Annotated in this window: 24 protein-coding genes; 9 read left to right on the top strand and 15 right to left on the bottom strand. The window is 69.0% G+C overall.

Annotated features, from left to right (window positions below; genetic code table 11):
* The first annotated feature begins 46 nt into the window (after positions 1 to 46).
* The 5 genes from AB4112_RS19065 to AB4112_RS19045 all read left to right on the top strand — a co-directional run bounded on the left by AB4112_RS19065 (position 47) and on the right by AB4112_RS19045 (position 5729).
* Positions 47 to 1279 (top strand): ABC transporter substrate-binding protein, encoded by a 1233-nt coding sequence (locus tag AB4112_RS19065; protein ID WP_309793406.1) that lies wholly within the window; start codon positions 47 to 49, stop codon positions 1277 to 1279.
* The gene (locus AB4112_RS19060) at positions 1276 to 2223 is read left to right on the top strand and encodes a carbohydrate ABC transporter permease (RefSeq protein ID WP_309793407.1); all 948 of its coding nucleotides are present in this window, start codon (positions 1276 to 1278) and stop codon (positions 2221 to 2223) included. Before AB4112_RS19065 ends, AB4112_RS19060 begins: the two co-directional genes overlap by 4 nt.
* Positions 2213 to 3082, top strand: a complete 870-nt coding sequence (locus AB4112_RS19055; RefSeq protein ID WP_309793408.1) for a carbohydrate ABC transporter permease — start codon at positions 2213 to 2215, stop codon at positions 3080 to 3082. Before AB4112_RS19060 ends, AB4112_RS19055 begins: the two co-directional genes overlap by 11 nt.
* A gap of 243 nt (positions 3083 to 3325) precedes the next feature.
* Positions 3326 to 4885, top strand: a complete 1560-nt coding sequence (locus AB4112_RS19050) for a HEAT repeat domain-containing protein (RefSeq protein ID WP_309793410.1) — start codon at positions 3326 to 3328, stop codon at positions 4883 to 4885.
* A 22-nt stretch (positions 4886 to 4907) separates the two neighbouring features.
* Positions 4908 to 5729, top strand: coding sequence for a FadR/GntR family transcriptional regulator (locus tag AB4112_RS19045; protein ID WP_441722060.1), 822 nt, complete (start codon positions 4908 to 4910; stop codon positions 5727 to 5729).
* Positions 5730 to 5760: 31 nt separating this feature from the next.
* On the opposite strand, the gene AB4112_RS19040 is transcribed toward AB4112_RS19045, so the two are convergent.
* Complete coding sequence (locus tag AB4112_RS19040; RefSeq protein ID WP_441722057.1) at positions 5761 to 6063, bottom strand: hypothetical protein; 303 nt, start codon at positions 6061 to 6063, stop codon at positions 5761 to 5763.
* Positions 6064 to 6386: 323 nt separating this feature from the next.
* Here AB4112_RS19040 and AB4112_RS19035 point away from each other — a divergent pair, with 323 nt between their 5' ends.
* A complete protein-coding gene (locus AB4112_RS19035; protein WP_309793418.1) occupies positions 6387 to 7298 on the top strand; it encodes a dihydrodipicolinate synthase family protein in 912 nt (303 codons plus the stop codon).
* Positions 7299 to 7310: 12 nt separating this feature from the next.
* Here AB4112_RS19035 and AB4112_RS19030 read toward each other — a convergent pair whose 3' ends face one another.
* From AB4112_RS19030 to AB4112_RS19000, 7 genes are all read right to left on the bottom strand, one after another.
* Complete coding sequence (locus AB4112_RS19030; protein ID WP_309793419.1) at positions 7311 to 7721, bottom strand: type II toxin-antitoxin system VapC family toxin; 411 nt, start codon at positions 7719 to 7721, stop codon at positions 7311 to 7313.
* Complete coding sequence (locus AB4112_RS19025) at positions 7718 to 7957, bottom strand: type II toxin-antitoxin system Phd/YefM family antitoxin (RefSeq protein ID WP_309793420.1); 240 nt, start codon at positions 7955 to 7957, stop codon at positions 7718 to 7720. Before AB4112_RS19025 ends, AB4112_RS19030 begins: the two co-directional genes overlap by 4 nt.
* 71 nt (positions 7958 to 8028) lie before the next feature.
* A complete protein-coding gene (locus AB4112_RS19020; RefSeq protein WP_309793424.1) occupies positions 8029 to 9051 on the bottom strand; it encodes a proline racemase family protein in 1023 nt (340 codons plus the stop codon).
* Positions 9051 to 10055 carry a 4-hydroxyproline epimerase gene (locus AB4112_RS19015; protein WP_441722049.1) on the bottom strand — a complete coding sequence of 335 codons (1005 nt, stop codon included), beginning with the start codon at positions 10053 to 10055 and terminating at the stop codon, positions 9051 to 9053. The genes AB4112_RS19020 and AB4112_RS19015 overlap by 1 nt, the downstream gene beginning before the upstream one ends.
* Before the next feature lie 10 nt (positions 10056 to 10065).
* The gene (locus AB4112_RS19010; protein ID WP_441722046.1) at positions 10066 to 11289 is read right to left on the bottom strand and encodes an NAD(P)/FAD-dependent oxidoreductase; all 1224 of its coding nucleotides are present in this window, start codon (positions 11287 to 11289) and stop codon (positions 10066 to 10068) included.
* A gap of 3 nt (positions 11290 to 11292) precedes the next feature.
* Positions 11293 to 12393 carry a M24 family metallopeptidase gene (locus tag AB4112_RS19005; RefSeq protein ID WP_441722043.1) on the bottom strand — a complete coding sequence of 367 codons (1101 nt, stop codon included), beginning with the start codon at positions 12391 to 12393 and terminating at the stop codon, positions 11293 to 11295.
* 11 nt (positions 12394 to 12404) lie between these two features.
* A complete protein-coding gene (locus tag AB4112_RS19000; protein ID WP_441722040.1) occupies positions 12405 to 13172 on the bottom strand; it encodes a GntR family transcriptional regulator in 768 nt (255 codons plus the stop codon).
* A 336-nt stretch (positions 13173 to 13508) separates the two neighbouring features.
* Here AB4112_RS19000 and AB4112_RS18995 point away from each other — a divergent pair, with 336 nt between their 5' ends.
* Positions 13509 to 14642: an HNH endonuclease gene (locus AB4112_RS18995; protein WP_441722037.1), complete on the top strand. Its 1134-nt coding sequence runs from the start codon at positions 13509 to 13511 to the stop codon at positions 14640 to 14642.
* On the opposite strand, the gene AB4112_RS18990 is transcribed toward AB4112_RS18995, so the two are convergent.
* Entirely contained in the window at positions 14643 to 15587 is a 945-nt protein-coding gene (locus tag AB4112_RS18990; protein WP_441722034.1) for an AraC family transcriptional regulator, read from the bottom strand.
* 109 nt (positions 15588 to 15696) lie between these two features.
* Between AB4112_RS18990 and AB4112_RS18985 the strand changes: the two genes are divergently transcribed.
* Positions 15697 to 16044, top strand: a complete 348-nt coding sequence (locus AB4112_RS18985; protein ID WP_441722031.1) for a carboxymuconolactone decarboxylase family protein — start codon at positions 15697 to 15699, stop codon at positions 16042 to 16044.
* Between the two features lie 24 nt (positions 16045 to 16068).
* A complete protein-coding gene (gene rclC / locus AB4112_RS18980; protein ID WP_309793436.1) occupies positions 16069 to 16677 on the top strand; it encodes a reactive chlorine resistance membrane protein RclC in 609 nt (202 codons plus the stop codon).
* 101 nt (positions 16678 to 16778) lie between these two features.
* Here rclC and AB4112_RS18975 read toward each other — a convergent pair whose 3' ends face one another.
* From AB4112_RS18975 to AB4112_RS18950, 6 genes are all read right to left on the bottom strand, one after another.
* Positions 16779 to 17309, bottom strand: coding sequence for a chromate transporter (locus AB4112_RS18975; protein ID WP_441722028.1), 531 nt, complete (start codon positions 17307 to 17309; stop codon positions 16779 to 16781).
* Positions 17306 to 17878 (bottom strand): chromate transporter, encoded by a 573-nt coding sequence (locus AB4112_RS18970; protein ID WP_441722026.1) that lies wholly within the window; start codon positions 17876 to 17878, stop codon positions 17306 to 17308. Before AB4112_RS18970 ends, AB4112_RS18975 begins: the two co-directional genes overlap by 4 nt.
* A gap of 153 nt (positions 17879 to 18031) precedes the next feature.
* Positions 18032 to 19156, bottom strand: a complete 1125-nt coding sequence (gene modC, locus AB4112_RS18965) for a molybdenum ABC transporter ATP-binding protein (RefSeq protein ID WP_441722023.1) — start codon at positions 19154 to 19156, stop codon at positions 18032 to 18034.
* Positions 19153 to 19845, bottom strand: coding sequence for a molybdate ABC transporter permease subunit (gene modB, locus AB4112_RS18960; protein WP_309793440.1), 693 nt, complete (start codon positions 19843 to 19845; stop codon positions 19153 to 19155). The genes modC and modB overlap by 4 nt, the downstream gene beginning before the upstream one ends.
* Before the next feature lie 214 nt (positions 19846 to 20059).
* On the bottom strand, positions 20060 to 20851 hold the full coding sequence (gene modA, locus AB4112_RS18955) for a molybdate ABC transporter substrate-binding protein (RefSeq protein WP_441722020.1): 792 nt from the start codon (positions 20849 to 20851) through the stop codon (positions 20060 to 20062).
* Between the two features lie 123 nt (positions 20852 to 20974).
* Positions 20975 to 21703 carry a TIGR00730 family Rossman fold protein gene (locus AB4112_RS18950; RefSeq protein ID WP_441722017.1) on the bottom strand — a complete coding sequence of 243 codons (729 nt, stop codon included), beginning with the start codon at positions 21701 to 21703 and terminating at the stop codon, positions 20975 to 20977.
* Positions 21704 to 21912: the final 209 nt, after the last annotated feature.

Below are 21912 nucleotides of genomic sequence, written 5' to 3'. Positions count from 1 at the left end.
AAGCGGCCGCCCGGCAGAAGGCGGCCGCAACAGGAGGACAAACGCCATGAAGACGCTGACCGCCATTCTCGGCCTCGCCGTTGCCGCCGGCGCGGCATCTCTTTCCGTCACCCCGGCCCAGGCCGAACCGGTGACGCTGACCTGGCAGATGTGGGCTTCGACCGATGCCGAGGTCGCCGCCTGGAAGCACGTCGCCGAGATGGTCACCGCCAAGCACCCGGACATCAAGGTCGAGCTGCGCACCGCCCCGTGGCGCGACTACTGGACCAAGCTGCCGACCTTCGTGGCGTCGAACCAGTTGGCCGACATCGTCAGCATCCAGTCCCTGCGCCTGCCCAACTTCACCACCATCTTCGAGCCGCTGGCCGAGTATGCGAGCAAGAGCGGCCTGGATCTCGGCCAGTTCGACCGCTCGATCATCGAGGGCATGAGCGCCGACGGGCAGCTCTACGCGCTGCCCTATGATTTCGGGCCCTTCATGCTCTTCTACAACCAGGACCTGTTCGAGAAGTACCAGGTGCCGCTGCCCAAGCCGGGCTGGACCCAGGCAGAGTTCCTGGCCGCCGCCAAGGCGCTGACCCGGGACGGCAATTACGGTTTCGGCGCCACGTCGGTCGACTACTGGCTGCCCTTCGTCCTGTCCGACGGGGCGAACTACCTGACCGCCGATGGCGAGCTGAACTTCACCGACCCGGCGTTGCAGCAGGTGTTCCAGTCCTGGGTCGAGCTGGTGACGAAGGATAAGGTGGCGCCGGTCATCGCCGCCAGCGGCCAGCCCTCCAACGAGATCATCGGCGGCCGCTTCGCCTCCGGCAACGTCGCGATGTATTTCGACGGGCCGTGGAGCCTGATCAACAAGCGCAAGTCGGTGACCTTCCACATCGGGCTGGCCCCGGTGCCCGCGGGCAAGAGCGGCAGCGTCACGCTGACCGCCGGTTCCGGCTTCGGCATCGCCAAGACCAGCCAGCACAAGCAGGAGGCCTGGGAAGCCATCCAGATTCTCACCGGGCCGGAAGCGGAGCAGTATTTGGCCTCGGAAGGCCGCGCCTTCGCCGCCCGGACCGAGCAGCAGAAATACTGGTACGACGTGGCCGCGTCCGGCGTCGCCGGCGCGCGAGAGGCGATCTCCTTCGCCCTGCAGAACGCCAAGCCCTATCGCACCACCGCCAACTGGAACACGGTGGCGGAACTGCTGGAGCAGTATGTGCCGCTGGCCTTCGGCGGGTCGCAGACCGGGCCGCAGGTGCTGGACACCGTGCAGAGCCTCGCCTCGGAATGAGCGTGCAGGCCGGCAATCTCGACGTGCGGACCGGGGCGGGCGCAGCCGCCCCGGTCCGGTCCCGGCGCCGCGGGTTCCGCAGCGAGGGCCGGGCCGCATTCTGGTTCCTGTTGCCCAGCCTGCTGGGGTTCCTGGCCTTCCTGCTGCTGCCGCTGCTGGCCTCGCTGGCGCTCAGCTTCACCAACTGGCAATTGCTGGCCCAGCCCAAATTCGTCGGCCTGGCCAACTACATCAGGCTGTTCACCGTCGACCCCAGCTTCTGGCACGTGCTGCGGAACACGGCGCTCTACACCGTGGAATACCTGGTCCTGAACATCGTGCTGGCGGTCGGCATGGCGGTCTGGATCTCCAGCCTGCGCTGGGGCAAGCGGTTCTTCCGGCTGATCTTCTTCCTGCCGACCTTCACCCCGATGATCGGCGTGTCGGTGATCTGGCTGCTGATCTTCACCCCCGGCGGGCTGATGGATTGGATCGTCGGGACGCTGGGCCTGCCGATCCCGAATTTCCTGGTCGACCCGGCCTGGGCGATGCAGGCGATCGTGATCGTCTCGCTGTGGTCCGGCTTCGGCTACAACCTGCTGCTGTTCGGGGCGGCGCTGGATTCGATCCCGCAGACCTATCTCGACGCGGCCAAGATCGACGGTGCCACCGCCTGGCAGCGCTTCTGGCGGATCAAGCTGCCGCTGATCTCGCCGACCCTGTTCTTCGGCACTGTCATGACCGCGATCACGGCGCTGCAGGTGTTCGACCAGGTCTATTCCATGACCCGCGGCGGGCCCGGCGTCGCCACCGCCACGCTCGGCTTCTTCATCTACCAGAACGGCTTCACCACCTACCGGATGGGCTACGCGACCTCGATCGCCTGGGTGATGTTCATCATCATCATGGCGCTGACGGCGCTGCAGTTCCGGCTGCAACGGAAGTGGGTGCATTATGACGCCTGATCGCAGTCTGGCGCGGGGCCGTGGGCGCAACGGCCCCGTCACCGCGGGCACGCTGGTGTCCCAGGGGGCGATGTCCCTGGTGGCGCTGGCCTTCCTGTTCCCGTTCTTCTGGATGCTGACCAACGCCATCCGGTCCAATGGCGAGGTGCTGGCGGTGCCGCCGCGGCTGCTGCCCAGCCAGTGGCAGTGGGGCAACTTCATCGACGCCTGGTTCTACCTGCCCTTCGGCCGCTTCTTCCTGAACAGCGCCATGGTGGCCGCGGCGGTCACCGTGATCGTGCTGACGGTCTCCAGCCTCGCCGCCTATGCCTTCGCCCGGTTGCGCTTCGTCGGGCGGGACACCCTGTTCCTGACCTATCTCGGCACGCTGATGATCCCGCAGGCGGTGCTGGTGATCCCGCTGTTCCTGCTGATGAGCCGGCTGGATTGGGTCAACACCTTCCAGGCGCTGATCCTGCCGGTCGCCTTCGGCTCCTTCGGCACCTTCATGCTGCGCCAGTTCTTCAAGAACATCCCGCGCGAGCTGGAGGAGGCGGCGCTGTGCGACGGCGCCTCGCGCCTGCGCATCCTGGTCAGCATCATCCTGCCGATGTCGCTGCCGATCCTTGGCCTGCTGGCGCTGTTCACCTTCACCGCCCAGTGGAACAGCTTCCTGTGGCCGCTGATCATCGTGAACGGGACGGAACACGCGACCATCCCGCTCGGCCTCACCTTGTTCCAGACCCAGCAAGGCACCCAGTGGAACTACATGATGGCCGGGGCCGCGATCTCGATGCTGCCCGGCATCGTCCTGACCGTCCTGCTGCAGCGCTACATCTTCGGCGGCATCGCCATGAATTCGGGCTTTGGGGGGCGGTGATGCCCCCGTTTGTCGTCATCGCGAGCCCGCAGGGCGTGGCGATCCAGAGATCGAGCCGCTGGATCGCCACGCCCTGCGGGCTCGCGATGACGAGGGTGACGGTTTCTAGATAGGATTTATGATGAGATTCCGATTGCTAAATCCCACTTAGAGAGTCAATCTTGGCCATGACCCGGTCAACGGGCCCGAACGATACAGCGCCGCGCCACAGCCATCGACGCCGCGCCGGATGGGAGAGACACCATGGACATGCATGTTCCGGCGCAGACCGAGACGCCGCGGCTGCTCACCGACGCGCAGATGCGCCAGTTCCTGGCCAACGGCTATCTGGTGCTGCAGACGGCGCTGCCGAAATCCTTCCACGACCAGATCTTCCGGCGCTTCGACGACCTGATCGGCGACGACCGGCACGAGAACCCCGGCAACAACCTGCTGCCGCTGGTGCCCGAGATCAACGCGGTGTTCGAGGATGCGGTGGTGAAAGGTGCCCTGACCAGCGTGCTGGGGCCGGACTACATCATGCATCCCCACCGGGCGCTGCATAAGAACCCGCCGGGGTCGCCGATCCAGCATTTCCACAAGGACAGCTACTGGGGCTACATGCGCCGGGTGCGCAACCACCGGCCGCGCTGGGTCATGATCATGTACTACCCCCAGGACACGCCGGCCGAGCTAGGGCCGACCGGGGTGGTGCCGGGCAGCCACCTGCTCGCCGCCGGGATCAAGGATCCGGATGCGCTGGAGCGGAACGGGTCCGGCCCCGCCGGGTCGGTGCTGCTGATCCACTACGACATCTGGCACAGGAAGATGAAGAACCTGACCGCCGACAAGCGGTTCATGATGAAGTTCGAATTCATCCGCATGGCGCCGGTCGGCGAACCGGACTGGCACCATGCCGACCCGACCTGGCAGGCGGTTGAGCAGGCGCCGTCCTTCGCCATGGAGGCGGTGTGGAAGGCGCAGTGGCGCTGGCTGACCGGGACGACGGCTGCCGGCGGCAGGGCCGATCTCGACGCGCTGCGGGCGGCCCTGGCCGGAACACCGGCCGAAGCCGCGGCGGCGATGTCGGCGATTGCCGATCTCGGCGCCGGGGCCGCCGCCCTGGTGCCGGCGCTGCTGCCCTGGCTCGAGGGCGACGACGAGGCGCTGCAGCTCGACGCCGCCTATGCTCTCGGTGCGATCGGCGAGGCGGCGCTGCCGGCGCTGCTGGACCGGGTCGGGGCCGACACCAGGCGCGATCCGGAGGATGGCACGCAGAAGAGCGACGCCGGCCGGCTGACGCCGAAGGACTGCATCGCCCTGTCCGCCGGCTACGGCTTGGTCGAGATCGGCCTGCCGGCGGTGCCGGCGCTGCTCGATCTGCTGAAGAGCGGCACCGACCGGGCGCGCAAGCTCGCCGCCTTCGCGCTCGGCGAGATCGCCGGGACCGGAGCCGAGGTGCGCGACTCCCTGATCGCGGTGCTGGATGATGCCGACACCCATATCCGCATCGCCGCGGTCGAGGCGCTGGGGCTGAAGCCGGCCGACGATGCCATCGTCGCCGCACTGGCCCGCAGCCTGGACGATGCGGATGAGGAGGTGCGGTTCGACGCCGTGCTCGGCCTGACCCGGATGGGGCCGGCCGCCGCCGCCGCGGTGCCGGCGCTGGGGCGGGTGCTGACCACGGATCCCAACCGCTATGTCCGCGGCTATGCGGTCGAGGCGCTGTCGCGCATCGGGGATGACGCGGCGCTTCGGGTGCTGGTACCTTATCTCAGGCTCTCGCGCTGGTGTCCGATGACGACCTCGGCGAGCATCTTCTGATTTTCATTTCGATGGCGTGGCATTGACGGATCGACGGGCCCTCCTCTCCAGCGGATCGGAACCAGGGGGAGGGGACCCGGACGGGCTGGTCGCCATCCTCGAGCGCACGCTGTCCGGCGATCCCGGCCGGTCGCTGGCGGGCGGCGTGGTGCGCCAGACCGTCCAGGCGCTGGGCCGCGCCATCGTCGCCGGCCGCTATGCCGAGGACGGGCCGCTGCCGACCGAGACCGAGCTGGCCGCCGAATACGCGGTCGGACGCAATGCGCTGCGCGAGGCGATCAAGGTGCTGGCCGGCAAGGGCATGATCCGCACCGCCCGGCGCTACGGTTCGCGCATCCGGCCGCGGCCGGACTGGTCGATCCTCGACCCCGACGTGCTGGCCTGGCATCTGCAGGAGCCGGACGGAATCGGCCGCTTCCTGGTCGATATCGCCGAGCTGCGCGAGATCATCGAGCCGCGGGCGGCCGAACTGGCGGCGCTGCGCGCCACGGCGGAGGAGGCGGAGGAGATCGTGGCGCTGGCGGCGCGGCTGGCGGTGGAGACCATGCCGCAGGTGCTGGACACTGATGTCCGCTTCCACCTGGCGGTGCTGAACGCCTCGCACAACCGCCTGCTGTCCGGCTTCGCCCGGTCGCTCGACGTGCTGCTGCGGGTGCAGTTCGTGGTCTCGGCGCACGGCATCGCGCCGGAATTCGCCTACAGCGCCTCGGCCGACTACCACATGGGCATCGCCGAGGGCATCCGCGGCCGCGACCCCGAGAAGGCGCGCGGCGCGGTGATGGCGATGCTGACGCGCAATCGCGGCATCGCCGAGAAGGTCGCGGCGCCGGGCGGCCCGCTCTGAGAAGCGGGCGCCCGATGCCGGTTTTGCTTGGTTAGGCCAGCGTCAGCGAGCGCGGCATCACCACCGTGCGGGTGCGGCGACGCTCCACGACCACGGCGCTGCCGCTGTTCGAGCGGACGGTCGAGGTCATGCGCATGGTCGAGCGCTTGGCCATCTCCGCCGCCTGGGCGTCGGCCACGGCGCGGACCTCGTCGACCGAGACGCCGCTGAGTTCGGCGGCGATCTGCAGCCGCTCCTCGTAATCGGCGGTCAGGCCTTCGGCGGCGTAGAGCGCGTCTTCCATCGTCGGATATTCGCGCTTGGTGACGTAACGGACGTTCTTGACGGCAGGCATTGGATTGCTCCCGAAACCTTCACCTGTTGATCCGGATCATCCGACTTCGCCCTGAAAGGCGTACCGGTCGAATGCCCGTAAAATGTGTTGCAAAGAGGGCGGGGCTGGGGCCGCTGAGCGGCTTCTGGGCTGCGTCTCTATGCATTGACTGAATGATCCTACCATTTCGCACTGCAACATAGATCTGCGTCAAATGCTGCGGTGCAATGCGATTGGCGAAGGGCTCGCTTCGTTCCGCCGGATTTTGTCGACAAATAAAATACAGAAGGTATTCTAAGTCGGCCGACCCAGGCGGCGGCGGATCACAAGGGGATGACAGGGCGATGGGCGGACAGCGCTGGGCCGGGGTCTACACGGCGATCACCACCAAGATGGATGCGCGGCAGGAGGTCGACCTGGCCGAGGTGCGCGCCGATGTCGCGTTCCAGATCGACGCCGGCGTTGACGGCATCATCTGCTGCGGCTCGATCGGCGAGGCCAGCACCCTGACCGCCGACGAGAAGATGGCGATCGCCAATGCTACCAAGGAAGCCGCCCGCGGCAAGCCGGTGCTGCTGACCGTGGCGGAGGATTCGACCCGTGCCGCGGTGGCGCTGGCCGAACGCGCCAAGGCCGCAGGCATGGACGGGCTGATGCTGCTGCCGGCGATGCGCTACGTCTCCGACCGGCGCGAGACGATCCAGCATTTCCGCACCGTGGCGCGGGCCACCGACCTGCCGATCATGGTCTACAACAACCCGGTCGCCTATGCGGTCGACATCACGCCGGAGATGTTCGCCGAGATGGCGGACGAGACGAACTTCGTCGCGATCAAGGAATCCTCGGGCGACGTCCGCCGCATCACCGACATCCTGAACACCGTCGGCAACCGCTACGACATCTTCACCGGCGTCGACGATTTGGCGCTGGAAAGCCTGATGCTCGGTGCCGTCGGCTGGGTCGCCGGCCTGGTCTGCGCCTTCCCGCGCGAGACGGTGGCGATCCACAAGCTGGTTGCCGCCGGCCGGATCCCCGAGGCGCTGGAGATCTACCGCTGGTTCATGCCGCTGCTGCACCTCGACGTCTCGCTGCGCTTCGTCCAGAACGTGAAGCTGGCCGAGGCCATCGTGCGCGGCACCTCGACCGTGGTGCGCCAGCCCCGGCTGGAACTACAGGGCGCCGAGCGCGACCGGGTCGAGACCATCGTCCGCACCGCCCTGGCCAAGCGGCCGGACCTGGCGAAATACGGGGTCTGAGGCAGAAGGGGTTCAGCCTGGCGGCGGGGCGGCCTCGAACAGGCTCAGCCCCGCCACCTGCCCGGCATAGGCCCGGATCTGGTCGTCGGCGGTGACCAGCGCCAGCCGTTCGACCACGGCCTGGGCGATCAGCATCCGATCGAACGGATCGGCATGAAGGCGGGGCAGGGCGGGCGCCGCCTCGGCGTGGTCCACAGTGATGTCCAGCGACGCGAAGCCGTTGTCGAGAATCGTCTGTGTCGGCTTGCGCGTGAATCTGAGCTTGCCGAGATCCCGCTTGATGCCGATTTCCCAGACCGAGACGGCGCTGACGACGACCCGGGCGCCGGGATCGGCGATGGCGTCCCGGGTGCGGGAAGTCAGTCGGGGATCCTGATCGATCCACCACAGGAAGATGTGGGTATCGAGCAGAAGTGACGTCATTCGACGCCGAACGCCTTGAGGATCTCCGCAGGCAGCGGTGCGTCGAAGTCATCCGCGACATAGGTTAGGCCGAGGCTGTTGACCGGCTTGCGAGGTTCCCGCTGCTCGGGCAACCCGACGATCCTCGCCACTGGTTTGCCGTGGCGGGTGATGACGATCTCCTCGCCGGACTCGGCTCGGTCGATGAGGGAGGACAATTGGGCTTTGGCTTCTGCCAACGGGACAGGGACGCTCATGGAAGCCTCCGTTGCTCTGCAACTGTCCTAGAATTGGTCATTTTGACCAAATTTTCAAGTGCGATCGAGCGTCAACGGGACCACAGCGTCTCCAGCCGTTCCGGCACCGCCAGGCCGTCGGGCAGGGGATCGTCGGGTTCAATCGTGAAGCTGGCCTCGCCGGCATAATGGCCGCGGCCGGCGACGCGGGCGACCACGCCGTCGGCCGTCAGCCGCGCGATGCGCCCGGTGAAGGGCGCGCCGGACAGGCCGCGGACCTCCCAGTCGACACCCGACGCGATCCGACCCTTGGCGTGTTCGAGCGCGAGGCGGGCGGTGACGCCGGAACCGGTCGGTGACCGGTCGATCTGGCCGTCGCCGAACCAGCACAGGTTCCAGCTCGGGCCCTGGCCCGGCACGGCGTCGTCGGTCAGGATGGTGCCGTAAAGGAAGCCGAGATCCGGCTCGCGCGGATGGCGGATCGTCTCGGTCGCCCGGAGGTGGCCGGTGATCCGGGTCATGGCGTCGTGCAGCGCCGCCACCGGCGTGCGCCGCAGGTCGAGCCCCAGCCGCGACGCCGGCAGGATGGCGTAGAAGGCGCCGCCATAGGCGATGTCGAGCGTCACCGGGCCAAGTCCCGGCACCTCCACCCGCAGGTCCGGCACCGCCAGGAAGGCCGGCACGCTCTCGAAGGCGACGTCGCCGATCCGGCCGTCGGCATCGACCGCGACGAAGACCTCGACCGGCCCGCACGGGCATTCCAGCACGAAGCGCGTCTCCGGCGCCTGCTTCGGCACCAGCCCCTGGTCCAGCACCCAGCGACCCAGCGCGATGGTGGCGTGGCCGCACATGGTGGAATAGCCCTCATTGTGCGTGAACAGCACGGCCAGGGCGGCGCCGGGGTGGCTCGGAGAGGTCGGCCACACGCCGTACATCTCACGATGGCCGCGCGGCTCGAACATCAGGTGGCGGCGCACGGAATCGTGGTTGGCCATGGCGTCGCGCCGCTTCTCCAGCAGGGTCGCGCCCCGCAGCTCCGGCACCCCACCGGTGAAGATCCGCACCGGCTCGCCCGCCGTGTGCATGTCGGTGACGGTGTAGCGGATGGGCGCCATCACAGCACCGTGAAGCCCTTCACGAACGGGTCGCGATCGTCCAGGAAGATGGTGTTGTAGCCGGTGATCCAGGCCTGGCCGGCGACCGACGGGATGATGGCGTCGTGGCCGCCGACCTTGGCCGTGTCCTCGACCCGGCCATGGAACAGGCTGCCGATGATGCTCTCATGCACGAAGGCGTCGCCGGTCTTCAGCTGGCCGCGGGCCGCCAGCTGGGCCATGCGGGCCGAGGTGCCGGTGCCGCAGGGCGACCGGTCGATCGCCTTCTCGCCGTAGAACACGGCGTTGCGGGCATGCGCCTGCGGGTGCTTCGGCCGGCCGGTCCATTGCACATGGCGCAGCCCCGAGATGGTCGGGTCGTCGGGGTGGACGAAGTCGTAGCGCTCGTTCATCAGCCGGCGGACGATCGGCGACAGGCGCTGGATCTCGCCGGCCGACAGATCCTCCAGGTCGGCATAGCCCGGCTGCGGCTCGACGATGGCGTAGAAGTTGCCGCCATAGGCGACGTCGGCGACCAGCGGGCCGAAGCCGGGCAGGTCGATCGCCAGCTTCTCGGCATGCAGGAACGACGCGACGTTGCGGATGCGGACCGAGACGACATGGCCGGCCGCGTCCTGCTCGTATTCCGCCTCGACGATGCCGGCCGGCACCTCCAGCCGCAGCCGTCCCGGCTGCTTCGGCCGCACCAGCCCTTCCTCGATCATCACGGTCACCGTGCCGATGGTGCCGTGGCCGCACATCGGCAGGCAGCCCGAGGTTTCGATGAACAGGATGCCGGCATCGGTGTCGTCGCGGCTGGCGGGGTACAGGATCGACCCCGACATGACGTCATGGCCGCGCGGCTCGAACATCAGCCCGGTGCGGATCCAGTCGAACTCCGCCAGGAAGGCCTGGCGCTTCTCGCTCATGGTCGCGCCCTTGAGCGGCGGGCCGCCGCCGGCGACGACGCGGACCGGGTTGCCGCAGGTGTGGGCGTCGATGCAGAAGAAGCTGCTCTTGCTCATGGTCCGGGTCTCACTGAAACCGTTCGATGCCGAAGGGGGCGGGGGCCGGCGTGCCGGAGAGGATAGCCGAGACGAGGCGGGCGGTGGTGGCGGACAGGGTCAGGCCGAGATGGCCATGGCCGAAGGCGAAGACGATGCGCCGGTCGCGCGGATGCGGGCCGATCACCGGCAGGCTGTCGGGGGTGGACGGGCGGCGGCCCATCCATTCGGTGCCGCCGGTCTCCGGAATCCCTGGCAGGTAAGCCCTGGCCTTCTGACGCAGCGCCCGGGCGCGGGCGTAGTTCGCCGGGGCGTCGACCGCCGCCAATTCGACCGCACCGCCGATGCGCAGCCCGTCGGCCAAAGGCGAGGCGACGAAGCCGTGATCGGCGAACACCACCGGCATCGGCAGGCGCACCAGCGCCTCTGGGATCGTGGTGTTGTAACCGCGCTCGGCCTCCAGCGTCACCTTCAGCCCCAGGCCGCGGACGATCTCGCGCGACCAGACACCAGCCGCCACCACCACGGCGTCGAAGGTCTGGGTCGTGCCGTCGGCGAGGCGGACGCCGACCCCGTCCGGGCCGGGCTCGACCGCGGTCACGGCGCCGGCCACCAGCCGGTCGCCCAGGCTGCGGCGCAGATCCTGCAGCACGGCCAGCGGGCTGTCGACCATCCAATAGGCGCGGCACAGCACGGCGCGGGCGAAGCTGCCGGTCAGGTCGGGCACCAGGGCCCGGGCCTCGTCCGCCGTCATCGGCTCGAAGTCGTGGCCGCCCAGGCGGCGGCGCAGCTCCCATTCCGGCAGCGCGGCGCGGAAGCTGGCCTCGTTGTCATAGACATCCATCGCCCCGGTCTGGCGCAGATGGTTCGGAAGGCCGGCCCGGCGGGCCAGGTCGTGATGGTCGTCCAGCGCGCCGCGCATCAGCCCGCCCAGCGCGGCGGTCGACCGTTCGACCTGCCCGGCCCGGGCCGCGGCCAGGAAACGCAGCAGCCAGGGCGTCAGCGCCGGCAGGTCGCGCCAGCGCAGGGCCAGCGGCCCCAGCGGGTCCATCAGCCAGCGCGGCACCGACCCCAGCACGCCCGGCCGGGCCAGCGGCGTGATCTCCGGAAAGGCCAGCAGCCCGGCATTGCCGGCGGAGGCGTGGCGGTCCTCCGCCCGGCGCTCATAGACCGTGACCGCATGCCCGTCCGCCGCCAGCCAGGCAGCCGCGGCGCAGCCGATCACGCCCCCACCGATGACGGCAATGCCGACCATCCGTCAGCCGACGATGCGCAGGTCGCGAGGGAAGCTGGTCAGGCTGTCGACGCCGGTCTCGGTCACCACCACGTCGTCCTCGATCCGCACCCCGATGCGGCCGGCGTGGTAGAGGCCGGGCTCGATGGTGAAGACCATGCCCGGCTCCAGCACCTGGTGGTTGCCGCGCATGATGTAGGGATCCTCATGGATGTCGAGGCCCAGGCCGTGCCCGGTCTTGTGGATGACATGGTCCTTGAAGCGTGACGCCTCCAGCAGCGACAGCACCGCGTCGTCGACCGCATGGGCGGTGACGCCGGCCCGCGCCGTGGCGTGGCCCAGCCGGTTGGCGGCCAGCACGGTCTCGTAGAATTCACGGGACTCGGCATCGGCCTCGCCGACGAAGACGGTGCGGGTGATGTCGGCGCTGAAGCCGTCGACCGAACCGCCGAAATCGAACAGCAGCGCGTCGCCGCGCTTCACCTTTTCATCACCGGCATGGGCATGCGGCTCCGCCGCCTTGCCGCCGGCCGCGACGATCGGGGAGAAGGACAGGGCATCGGCCCCGCCGGCGAAGAGATGGCCGATCAGCAGGCCCTGGATCTCGCGCTCGGACAGGCCGATGCGCACCGCCGCCAGGGTCTGCTCCAGCGCGGTTTCGGACAAGGCGATGGCGCGGCGCAGCGCCGCGATCTCGGTCGCGTCCTTGCGCAGCCGGATGGCGGAGATCGCCTTCTGCGCGTCGACCAGTTCGACACCGGGCAGATGGCGGGCCAGGGCGATCTGCACGAACACCCGCATGCCCTGGCCTTCGACGCCCAGGCGGCGCAGCGCCAGCCCGTCCGCCGCGGCGCGGAAGGCGGCGTCATAGCCGTCGGCATCCTGCCAGGGGAACACGCGGGCCGGGAAATCGAGGGCGTTCCAGCTGTTGCCCTCCAGCACCGGCAGCACCAGCCGGGCTTCGCCCTCCAGCGGCAGGATCAGCACGATCGGCCGCTCATTGGTGCCGAAGCGGCCGCCGGTGACGTATTGGAAGTTGGCGCCGGGCACCAGGGCGACGGCATCCAGCCCGGCGGCTGCCATGGCGCGGCGCAGGGCGCCCAGGCGGTGTGGTCTTGCGGTCATGATCGGGCCTTTCAGGCGGGATGCGAAGCGGCGGGAGGTTCGGCGGCGGGGCCCAGGGCGACGTCGCCGCCGACGCCGCCGGCCAGGAATCCCTGGATCTGGCGCACGACCTGGCCGGCATGGGCGCGGGCCAGGCTGTCGGCCCGTTCGGCGTCACGATCGATGATCGCCTGGATGATGGCCTCGTGCTCGGCGACGAACTCCGCCGGCAGATGGTCGTCGAAGGAGGCGTAGTAGATCCGGTTCAGCCGCCGCCCTTCGTCCAGCAGCCGGCCGAACAGCTCGGTGTAATAGGCGTTGCGGCCGGCTCGGGCGATGGCGAGGTGGAAGTCCCGGTTGGTGTCGGACATGCCGATGGCGTCGGCCCCGGCCACCGTGCGGGCGAATTCGGCCTGGTGCGCCCGGATCTCCTCGAGATCCCGCGGCGTCCGGCGCAGCGCCGCCAGCCGCGTCGTCACCCGGTGCATCAGGGTCAGCGCGTCGAAATGGGCGGGCAGGGCGGAAAAGTCGATCGGCGCGACGATGGTGTTGCGGTTCGGCAGGGTGGTGACCAGCCCTTCGCCGGCCAGCCGCACCAGCGCCTCGCGGATCGGCGTGCGCGACAGGCCGAAGCGTTCGGCGATGCGGGTCTCGTCCAGGGCCGAGCCGGGGGCGACGACCAGGTCGAGGATGTCGTGCTTCAGCGCCTCATAGACCGTGGCGACGCCCTTGCCGCGGGTGCGCGGCTCGGCGGGTTCGGCCGTGCCGTGATCGCCCCGTGTCTTCGACGTCCGTGCCAAGGGCGTATCCTTCCCGCAACCTGCTTTGCGGAATGATAGGCTCGGAGAATGCAGTTTGTCGACAAGCCTGCGCAGGCTCAGAAAAAAGGAGCGGCGAAGATCTCGCCGCCCCTTTGAGGCTGGGCCGCGCGCCGGGCCTGGGACGGACCGGAACGCAACCTGGGAGACGCGTCGAGGGTGCTCGATCGTCTCGAACGATATATTTCATGGAATACATCGAATGGTCAACGGTCGGGATGCTGGACTCGCGGATAGGGACCGGCTCGACGCATACTTGGCGCAAGGCGCCGGACGAAGCACGCATAGGAAGCGCCTGCCAGACTGCAGGGGGGACGCATGCTCAGAGAAGATCATCAGGCGCCGAGGGAATGCCTTCTGCCGCCCATCCCGGAATTGCGAGAAGCCGCCGACTTGCTGAGCGAGGCAGCGGACGGTTTGCTGGTAGGCGATGAGGAACTCGTCCGGGATCGCATCCAACGTGCGGATATGCCCGTCGTCCACGACTGGGCATCGCGCATCATGGGAAGCGTGGACCACGATATCCATCGGTACCGGCGTATCGAGGGGCAAGCCGATGCCGTGTTGCCCCTTGAAAAGATTCCCGAGCGCATGCCGGGCCGCGCGATTGCAACGGCGATCTATGCGCGGGACGGCTACCACTGCCGATTCTGTGGCAGCCGTGTCGTCCTGCCGATTGCACGGTTCGCTATTGCGGCCAAGCTTCCCGGCGCCATTCGCTGGGGGGACAAGAATAGGGAACAGCACGCGGCCTTTTTTGCCCTGACCGCGACGATCGATCATCTCGTCCCGCATGCGAAGGGAGGCGGGAACGAGCCGGAGAATCTTCTGACGACCTGCCAAGCCTGCAATTTTGGCAGAGGCGTCTGGCTGATCGCTGAAGTTGGGTTGATGGACCCACGGACCCGCCCGCCGATTGTGGATTCATGGGACGGCTTGATGCGACTTGCCACCAGTAAACCCCGAAAGGCTGGGCAGGCCCGAGCGGCCACCACAGCACTGACGGCTGCAAACGACGTTGCCACACCTTCCGCGGTTGCCGATGTATCGAACAAGCAGGCGGCCTGGTTTTCCAGTCTGGATCATGCCTTGGGCACATCTTCGGCCCGATTGCTGACATTCCTGCGGGACTGCGAACCTCTCGAGGTCACCTGGAAACTCGAAAAGGTGTTGCTGGTCAGCATGAATGCTCGCGGCCGGACGTTAAATGTCTTTGGCATCGAGCCGGACGGAGAGATGGAAATCCCTTGGTCTATCGGCGAAGAAAAGGATCGGTTTCGCGGTTTTGCAGAGACCCTGGCTGCCGCGATTCCCGGAGCGGTCTCCTATGAGACGCCGAAGATGTGGCGCGTCGGCAAGGGAGGCGGAAGGTTGAATATTCTCGACATCCTGAACGCAACCGATGTGGTTCTCGAAGCGCTTCGGAAGCTACGCGAGACCTTGGAGAACTAATCACCCCACAGCACCACCCGCCCGCCGCAGCTCGCCGGGGCGGATGCCGTAGCGGCGGTGCATGGCGCGGCTCAGCGCGCCTTCCGACTGGTAGCCGACCTCGGCCGCGACCTGCGCCACCGAGGCCTTGCCCCGCAGCAATTGCTGGCGAGCGAGCCCCAGCCGCAGGTCGGTGAGGAAGGCCAGCGGCGGGGTTCCCGCCGCGGTGCGGAACGCCCGCACCAGGGTCGCGCGGGATGCAGCGGCCTGGGCGGCCAGATCGTTCAGCGTCCAGTCCCGCGCCGGCTCGCGCAACATGGCCAGCACGGCGCGCGCGGCGGCGCGGTGGCCGAGCAGCCGCAGCAGGCCGTCGGACGTGCCGCTCGTCGCCAGATGGGCGCGCAGCATCATCACGAACAAGGCGCTGGCGAGGTTGATGGCGATCGCCGCCGCCCCGGCGCGATCGGTGTCGAGCTCGTCGCGGACGCTCTCCAGCAGGATGCGGCTGCGCTCCGTATCCGGCCAGTCCGCCGCGCGCAGCACGATCACGTCGGGCAGGGCCGCGACCAGCAGGCTCTCGGACGCCGCCTCGAACTGCAGCCGGCCGCAGACCAGCTCGGTGTCGGGCTCGACGCCCAGGCTGGTCTTGTGGCGGATGGCGTTGCGGTATTCCCGGGCCATGCCGGGGGCGCCGCCGGCCGAATCCGGGCGGGCCCGGACGATGTGCGGGTCGCCATGCGGCAGCAGCAGCACGTCGCCGGCCCGCAACTGCAGCGGGCCATGTCCGACGCGGTCGAGCAGGCATTCGCCGCGGGTGACGATGTGGAAATAGGCCCAGCCCGGGCCCTCCGCGTCATGCGGCGCGGCCCAGGTGCCGCCGAACCGGCAGAGATCGTCGAGCACCGGCCGCACCCGCAGCAGCGGGGCCAGGCTGCTCAGGGGATCGTCGGCATCGTCGGCGGCCATGGTCTGAAAATCCGTGATTGATCCGGTCGGCCATACGGTTGCGCCTCGCGGGCATCCTCAAGGCGCAGGCCAGGGCTCATCTTTGCATCACCAACCAACGGAGACCATCATGCACATGCTCGATTGGAACACCTACCGGCAGCAGCTCATCGCCGGTGTCGGCGACCTCGGCAAGCTCAGCCCGGACACGGTCCGCGGCTATGCGGCACTCGGCGGCGCCGGGGCCAAGACCAATCATCTCGACGCCAAGACCCGCGAACTGATCGCGGTCGCCGTCGCCATCTCGCTGCGCTGCGACGGCTGTATCACCGTCCACACCGAGGCCGCGCGCAAGCTCGGCGCCACCCGCGAGGAGATCGCCGAGGCCCTCGGCGTCGCCATCAGCGTCAACGCCGGTGCCGCGCTGGTCTATTCCACCCGCACGCTGGACGCCTTTGCCGCAGCCCAGGAAGGCTGAAACGGGCGTCCTGGGAGAACCATAATGATCACCCTGATCCGCCAGGGGCTCGGCCTGATCGCCGGGCCCCGGTCCGACCGCATCGGCATCGACGCCATGCGCATCGCCATCGCCATCGTCTTCCTCTGGATCGGCGCCCTGAAATTCGCGCCCTACGAGGCCGACAGCATCACCCCATTCGTCGCCAACAGCCCGGTGATGTCGTTCTTCTACGAGCACCCCGAGGACTACAAGGCGCACCTCACCCATGAGGGCGAGCTCAAGCCCGACGACCGCGCCTGGCAGACGGCCAACAACACCTACGGCTTCTCGCGGGGCCTCGGCTCGGTCGAGATCCTGATCGGCCTCCTGACGCTGGCCGGCCTCGTCTCCGCCCGGATCGGGTTCGTCGGCGCCGGGCTCGCCTTCCTCACCCCCTTCGTGACCCTGTCCTTCCTGGTCACGACGCCGGAGGCCTGGGTGGCGGCGCTGGGCGATGCGCAGCACGGCTTTCCATACCTGTCGGGCGGCGGCCGGCTGGTGATCAAGGACGTCACGATCCTGGCCGGTGGCTGGCTGGTGCTGGCGGACAGCGCCCGGGCCATCCTCCGGCAGCGTCCCGGCCGCGCCGTCGAGATGCGCCAGGCCTCCTGATCCTTCTGGTCGACAAAGCGCGGGATCCCATCCGGGGTCCCGCGCTTTGCGACGTCACCGCCGCCGGCGCCATGCGAACCGTGCCGCGGGATCTCGGAGATCTAGATCTGGCCGATCCCTATCAAGCCGATCAGGGCGCCGGCGGCCAGCACGGCCAGCGGATGGATCCGTGTTGTCAGGGTCACCACGGCGCCGCCGGCGACGATCGCCGCCAGGATCGTGTCCTGCGCCGACGCCTCGGTGATGACGGAAGCGCTGGCCGCGACCAGCCCGACCGTCACCGGCACCAGCCCGGCCTGGACGATCTGCCGCCACGGCCGGTCGCGGAACCGCTCCCACAGCCGCAGGGCGATGCCGGTGAGGATGGAGGAGGGGCCGAACTTCGCCAGCGAGGTGACCAGCACGCCCGGCCAGCCCGCGACGTGCCAGCCGACCAGCGTCACCACCATCAGGTTGGGGCCGGGGGCGGCCTGGGCCAGGGCGAACATCGCCCAGAACTGGGGTGCCGTCATCCACTGGTGCACCTCCACCACCTGGCGCTGCATCTCCGGCAGCACGGTGTTGCCGCCGCCGAAGGCCAGCAGCGAGAGCTGGGAGAAGATGGCGGCGAGGGCGGCCAGGTCCGGCGTCATGGCCTTATCCTCCAGGTGGCGAAGACGCTGAGCGGCGCCAGCACCAGCATGGTCGGCACCAGCGGCAGCCGCAGGATCGCCACGGCCAGGAAGCACAGCACCGCAATGGCCATGCCGACCGGCCGGCCGCGCAGCAGCAGCGCGGTCCTGACCGCCATGGCGACCATCAGCCCGGCGGCGGTCGCCGCCAGACCGGCGAACAGGTGATGGATCTGCGGGTCGTCCTGCAGCCGGTCATAGACCATACCCAGCGCGATCACGATCGCCGACGGCGCCGCGATCAGCCCCAGGATCGCGGCGAAGGCCCCGGCCACGTCGCGGAACTTCAGGCCGATCGCCACCGACATGTTGATGATGTTGCCGCCCGGCAGGAACTGGCACAGGCCCAGCAGGTCGGTGAACTCCGCCGCGCTCAGCCAGCGCCGCTGCTCCACCACCATGCGCCGGGCCAGCGGCAGCACCCCGCCGAAGCCGATCAGCCCGAGGGCAAGGAAGGCGGTGAAGAGCTCAGCCACGGTGGGGGCCGTGCGCGTCTCGACCGGGGATGCGAGGCTGATCTGCGTGCTCATGGTTCGATCCAGGAACCGGCCGGGTTGGACCGGGTGGGACAGCGAGTAAGAGCATCCATACGCCGTCGCTGATCGAGGGTAAAATATATTGATTGTTCTATATCCATACTCGGTAGGTATGGTTAAGGGCGGCGATTCCGGCGGCGTGGCTCGTCAGCCGTCCTGCAGATCGGCGTCGGCGCCGTTGGGGCCGCGCAGCGCGGCGCCGATGGTGTGGCGGTCGAAGGAGACGCTCTTGATCACGGCGTGCACCGGCCGGCCGGGCGCGAGGCCGAGCGTCTCGATCGAGCGCCGGGTCAGCCGTGCCAGCAGGCCCTCGCCGGCGCAGTCCAGCCGGATGTCGGCGGTCGGGCCGTCGCCCGCCGCGATCTCCACCACCGTCGCCGGCAGCACGTTCAGCGCGCTGAGATGGTCGGGCGGCTGCGTCGCCAGCATCACGTCGCGGGCCCGGATCCGGACGCGAAGGAGCGTGCCGGCCGCCAGTTCGATCCGTGGCACGGTCAGGATGCCGGCGGCGACGCGCAGTCGGGTCAGCTGGAAGCGGTCGTCATGATCCTCGACCGCGGCCTCCAGCACGGCCCCGGCCTCGGCCCGGGGGAACAGGTCGATCCGGCCCATCACCTCGGCGACCGGACCGGAGGCGGCGACGCGGCCATCGGCCAGCACCACCAGGGTGGTGGCCAGCCGGGCGACTTCGCCCAGGGCGTGGCTGACATAGACGATCGGGATTCGGGTCTCGTCGCGCAGCCGCTCGACATAGGGCAGGATCTCGGTCTTGCGCTCCTCGTCCAGCGCCGCCAGCGGCTCGTCCATCAGCAGCAGGCGAGGGCTGGCCAGCAGCGCCCGGCCGATCGCCACCCGCTGCTTCTCGCCGCCCGACAGCAGTGCCGGGGGGCGGTCGAGCAGGGCGCCGATGCCGAGCATCTCGACGACCTGGCCGAAGCTGGCATAGCGCTCCGGCTTCGGGGTGAACCACTGGCCGTACAGCAGGTTCTGCCGCACCGACAGATGCGGGAACAGGCGGCCTTCCTGGAAGACGTAGCCGACGCGGCGGCGGTGCTTCGGCAGGAACACGCCGCGCTCGGTGTCGACCAGGGTCCGGCCCTCGACCACCACCCGCCCGTGCTGCGGCCGCACCAGCCCGCCGATGATGTTGACGACGGAGGTTTTGCCGGCGCCGGAGCGGCCGAACAGGGCGGTCAGCCGGCCCTCGCTGCGGAAGCTTACGTCCAGGGCGAAGGCGCCCTGCCGATGCTTGATCTCGATCTCGAGACTCATGCCGGCTGCACCCGCACGCCGGCGCGGCGGGCCATCAGCTCGGAGGCCAGCAGGGCGGCCATCGAGATCGCGACCGAGACCAGGGTCAGGCGCAGCGCGCCGACGTCGCCGCCCGGCACCTGGGTGAAGGTGTAGATCGCCGAGGGCAGGGTCTGGGTCTGGCCGGGGATGTTGGAGACGAAGGTGATGGTGGCGCCGAATTCGCCCATCGCCTTGGCGAAGGCCAGGATGGCGCCGGCGATCACCCCGGGCAGGATCAGCGGCAGGGTGACGGTCAGGAACACCCAGGCCGGGTTGGCGCCCAGCGTGCCGGCCGCGTCCTCCAGCTTGCGGTCCACCGCCTCGATCGACAGGCGGATGGCGCGCACCATCAGCGGGAAGCCCATCACCGCCGCGGCCAGGGCGGCGCCGGTCCAGCGGAAGGAGAAGACGATACCGATCTCGGCCAGCACCGACCCGATCGGCCCGCGGCGCCCGAACAGCAGCAGCAGGATGTAGCCGGTGACCACCGGCGGCAGCACCAGCGGCATGTGGACCACGCCGTTCAGCAGCGCCTTGCCCCAGAACCGCCCGCGCGCCAGCGCCAGCGCCACCAGGATGCCGGGCGGCAGGCTGGCGACCATGGCCCATACCGAGACCTTGAGGCTCAGCAGGATCGCGGTCAGCTCGTCGGGGGTGAAGTCGAACACGGGGGGTGCGGCTCTGTATCCATATCTCCCCCTCCTCTTGCGGGAGGGGGTAGGGGGAGGGGGTGTCGATCAAAGGAATCCGGTGTCGATGACACTAGAGGAGGGAACCCGGCCTTGACGCAATGGCCGGTTCACGCTGCCCGAACCCCTCCCCCTACCCCCTCCCGCAAGAGGAGGGGGAGTGAAGATGGAACGCCCGGGTCTCCGATTGTTCTTACTGCGTCACCACCGTGAAGCCCTGCTTCTCGAACAGCGGCTTGGCGGCGGCCGACTTCAGGTAGTCGACGAAGGCTTGCGCCTGCGGGTTGCTGCTGCTCGCGACCACGGCGATCGGGTACAGGATCGGCGGGTGGCTGTCGGCCGGGAAGGTGCCGACGATCTTGACCCCGGTGTCGGCCGCGGCGTCGGTCTGGTAGACGATGCCCAGCGGGGCCTCGCCGCGCGACACCAGCGCCAGCGTGGCGCGGACATTCTCGGCCTGCGCCACCTTGCCCTCGACCGAGGCCCACACGCCCAGCTTCTCCAGCGCCGCCTGGCCGTATTTGCCGGCCGGCACCGCCTTGATGTCGGCCATGGCCAGGTGGCCGTCGCCCAGCGCCTTGGCCAGCTCGAAATTCGGCGCGATGGTCAGCTGCACCGTCGAATCCTTCGACGCCACCAGGACGATGCGGTTGCCCAGCAGGGTCGACCGCGTCTCCGGCTTGATCAGCTTGCGCTCGGCCAGATAGTCCATCCAGTCGAGATCGGCGGAGATGAAGACGTCGGCCGGCGCGCCGCCCTCGATCTGCTTCGCCAGGGCCGAGCTGGCGGCGTAGGAGATGGTGGCCTTGTGCTTGGCGTCGGCCTGCCACTGGGTGTTGATGTCGTCCAGCGCGTTCTTCAGGCTGGCGGCGGCGAAGACCGTGATGTCCTGGGCCTGCGCCCGGGCCGGCGCGCCGAAGCCGGCGGCTGATCCCAGCGCCCCGGCCAGCAACGCGCCCAGCCAGCCGCGTCGTGTGATCCGCATCATCCTGTTTCCCCATTCCTGGTTGTCGGCCCAGCCGTGCCGGCCGGTCGGGCGCGATCTTAGCGCGCCGTTATATCCGGGCAAACATTTCGCTAAATCGATCGGACCGGCCGGGCGGCCTGGTCACGACCGGTGGTTCAGGCCTTGGGTCGCCAGCACCGACCAGATGTCCTCGGCGGTGTCGGCGAAGTGGAACAGCTCGACATCCCGGGCCCCGATCATGCCGTGCTCGACCAGCGCATCGAAGCCGATCACGGCGCGCCAATAGGCCTGGTCGACCAGCACGATCGGCAGCGCCGTCGACTTGCCGGTCTGGCGCAGGGTCAGCAGCTCGAACAGCTCGTCGAAGGTGCCGAAGCCGCCGGGGAACACCACCAGCGCGTTGGCGCGCATCGCCAGATGCATCTTGCGCATCGCGAAATAGTGGAACCGGAAGGTCAGCGCCGGGGTGGAATAGGCGTTGGGCTCCTGTTCATGCGGCAGGGTGATGTTGAAGCCGATCGACGGCGCCCCGGCCTCGGCGGCGCCGCGGTTGGCCGCCTCCATGATGCCCGGGCCGCCGCCGGTGGCGATGACGTTGTCGCGCAGCCCGCCATGTTCGGTCAGGGCGCCGCCGCGCTGCGACGCGATGCGGCCGAACTCCCGGGCCTGCGCGTACCAGCCGGCGTGGCGGCCGGGGCCGTCCTCGGTGGCGCGGGCGCTGCCGAAGACGACGAGGGTGGAGCGCACGCCCCAGGCGCGCAGCGCCTCCTCGGCCTTGGCGTATTCCAGCATCAGCCGCACGCCGCGCGTCGAATCGCCGAGCAGGAAGTCCTGGTCGAGCTCCGGCAGGCGGAAGGAGGGCGACGCCATCTGCGCCGCGTTCGACGCCGGCGTGGGGCGATCGGGATCGGAAGGTCGCTTGCTCATCCCGATTGTTAAGCAGATCGGGGCGAAACGGGGAAGGGGGCGTGCCGCCGCATTCGGCGCGAACCCGGCTGCGGTCAGGCCCGCAGCGGCGGAAACAGGAGGATCCTCGCCGCGATCCTCGGCTCTTGGGGATCGACAGTTCGGGGTCGGAA

The sequence above is a fragment of the Inquilinus sp. 2KB_23 genome (genome assembly GCF_052115705.1).
In the GTDB taxonomy this organism is placed as follows: domain Bacteria; phylum Pseudomonadota; class Alphaproteobacteria; order DSM-16000; family Inquilinaceae; genus Inquilinus; species Inquilinus ginsengisoli_A.
Note: the sequence above shows the minus strand (reverse complement) of the source record. Positions and strands in the feature narration are given on the sequence as shown.

Coding starts and splice junctions, on each gene's coding strand:
- AB4112_RS18975 (WP_441722028.1), bottom strand. CDS start 17,309: ATGACGCCGGACCTGGCCGCCCTCGCCGCCATCTTCTCCCAGCTCTCG.
- modC (WP_441722023.1), bottom strand. CDS start 19,156: ATGAGTCTCGAGATCGAGATCAAGCATCGGCAGGGCGCCTTCGCCCTG.
- AB4112_RS18970 (WP_441722026.1), bottom strand. CDS start 17,878: ATGAGCACGCAGATCAGCCTCGCATCCCCGGTCGAGACGCGCACGGCC.
- AB4112_RS18950 (WP_441722017.1), bottom strand. CDS start 21,703: ATGGCGTCGCCCTCCTTCCGCCTGCCGGAGCTCGACCAGGACTTCCTG.
- AB4112_RS19005 (WP_441722043.1), bottom strand. CDS start 12,393: ATGACCGCAAGACCACACCGCCTGGGCGCCCTGCGCCGCGCCATGGCA.
- AB4112_RS19020 (WP_309793424.1), bottom strand. CDS start 9,051: ATGGCGCCCATCCGCTACACCGTCACCGACATGCACACGGCGGGCGAG.
- AB4112_RS18985 (WP_441722031.1), top strand. CDS start 15,697: ATGCACATGCTCGATTGGAACACCTACCGGCAGCAGCTCATCGCCGGT.
- AB4112_RS19065 (WP_309793406.1), top strand. CDS start 47: ATGAAGACGCTGACCGCCATTCTCGGCCTCGCCGTTGCCGCCGGCGCG.
- AB4112_RS19060 (WP_309793407.1), top strand. CDS start 1,276: ATGAGCGTGCAGGCCGGCAATCTCGACGTGCGGACCGGGGCGGGCGCA.
- rclC (WP_309793436.1), top strand. CDS start 16,069: ATGATCACCCTGATCCGCCAGGGGCTCGGCCTGATCGCCGGGCCCCGG.
- AB4112_RS19035 (WP_309793418.1), top strand. CDS start 6,387: ATGGGCGGACAGCGCTGGGCCGGGGTCTACACGGCGATCACCACCAAG.
- AB4112_RS18995 (WP_441722037.1), top strand. CDS start 13,509: ATGCTCAGAGAAGATCATCAGGCGCCGAGGGAATGCCTTCTGCCGCCC.
- AB4112_RS19015 (WP_441722049.1), bottom strand. CDS start 10,055: ATGAGCAAGAGCAGCTTCTTCTGCATCGACGCCCACACCTGCGGCAAC.
- AB4112_RS19055 (WP_309793408.1), top strand. CDS start 2,213: ATGACGCCTGATCGCAGTCTGGCGCGGGGCCGTGGGCGCAACGGCCCC.
- modA (WP_441722020.1), bottom strand. CDS start 20,851: ATGCGGATCACACGACGCGGCTGGCTGGGCGCGTTGCTGGCCGGGGCG.
- AB4112_RS19050 (WP_309793410.1), top strand. CDS start 3,326: ATGGACATGCATGTTCCGGCGCAGACCGAGACGCCGCGGCTGCTCACC.
- AB4112_RS19040 (WP_441722057.1), bottom strand. CDS start 6,063: ATGCCTGCCGTCAAGAACGTCCGTTACGTCACCAAGCGCGAATATCCG.
- AB4112_RS19010 (WP_441722046.1), bottom strand. CDS start 11,289: ATGGTCGGCATTGCCGTCATCGGTGGGGGCGTGATCGGCTGCGCCGCG.
- AB4112_RS19025 (WP_309793420.1), bottom strand. CDS start 7,957: ATGAGCGTCCCTGTCCCGTTGGCAGAAGCCAAAGCCCAATTGTCCTCC.
- AB4112_RS18990 (WP_441722034.1), bottom strand. CDS start 15,587: ATGGCCGCCGACGATGCCGACGATCCCCTGAGCAGCCTGGCCCCGCTG.
- AB4112_RS19030 (WP_309793419.1), bottom strand. CDS start 7,721: ATGACGTCACTTCTGCTCGATACCCACATCTTCCTGTGGTGGATCGAT.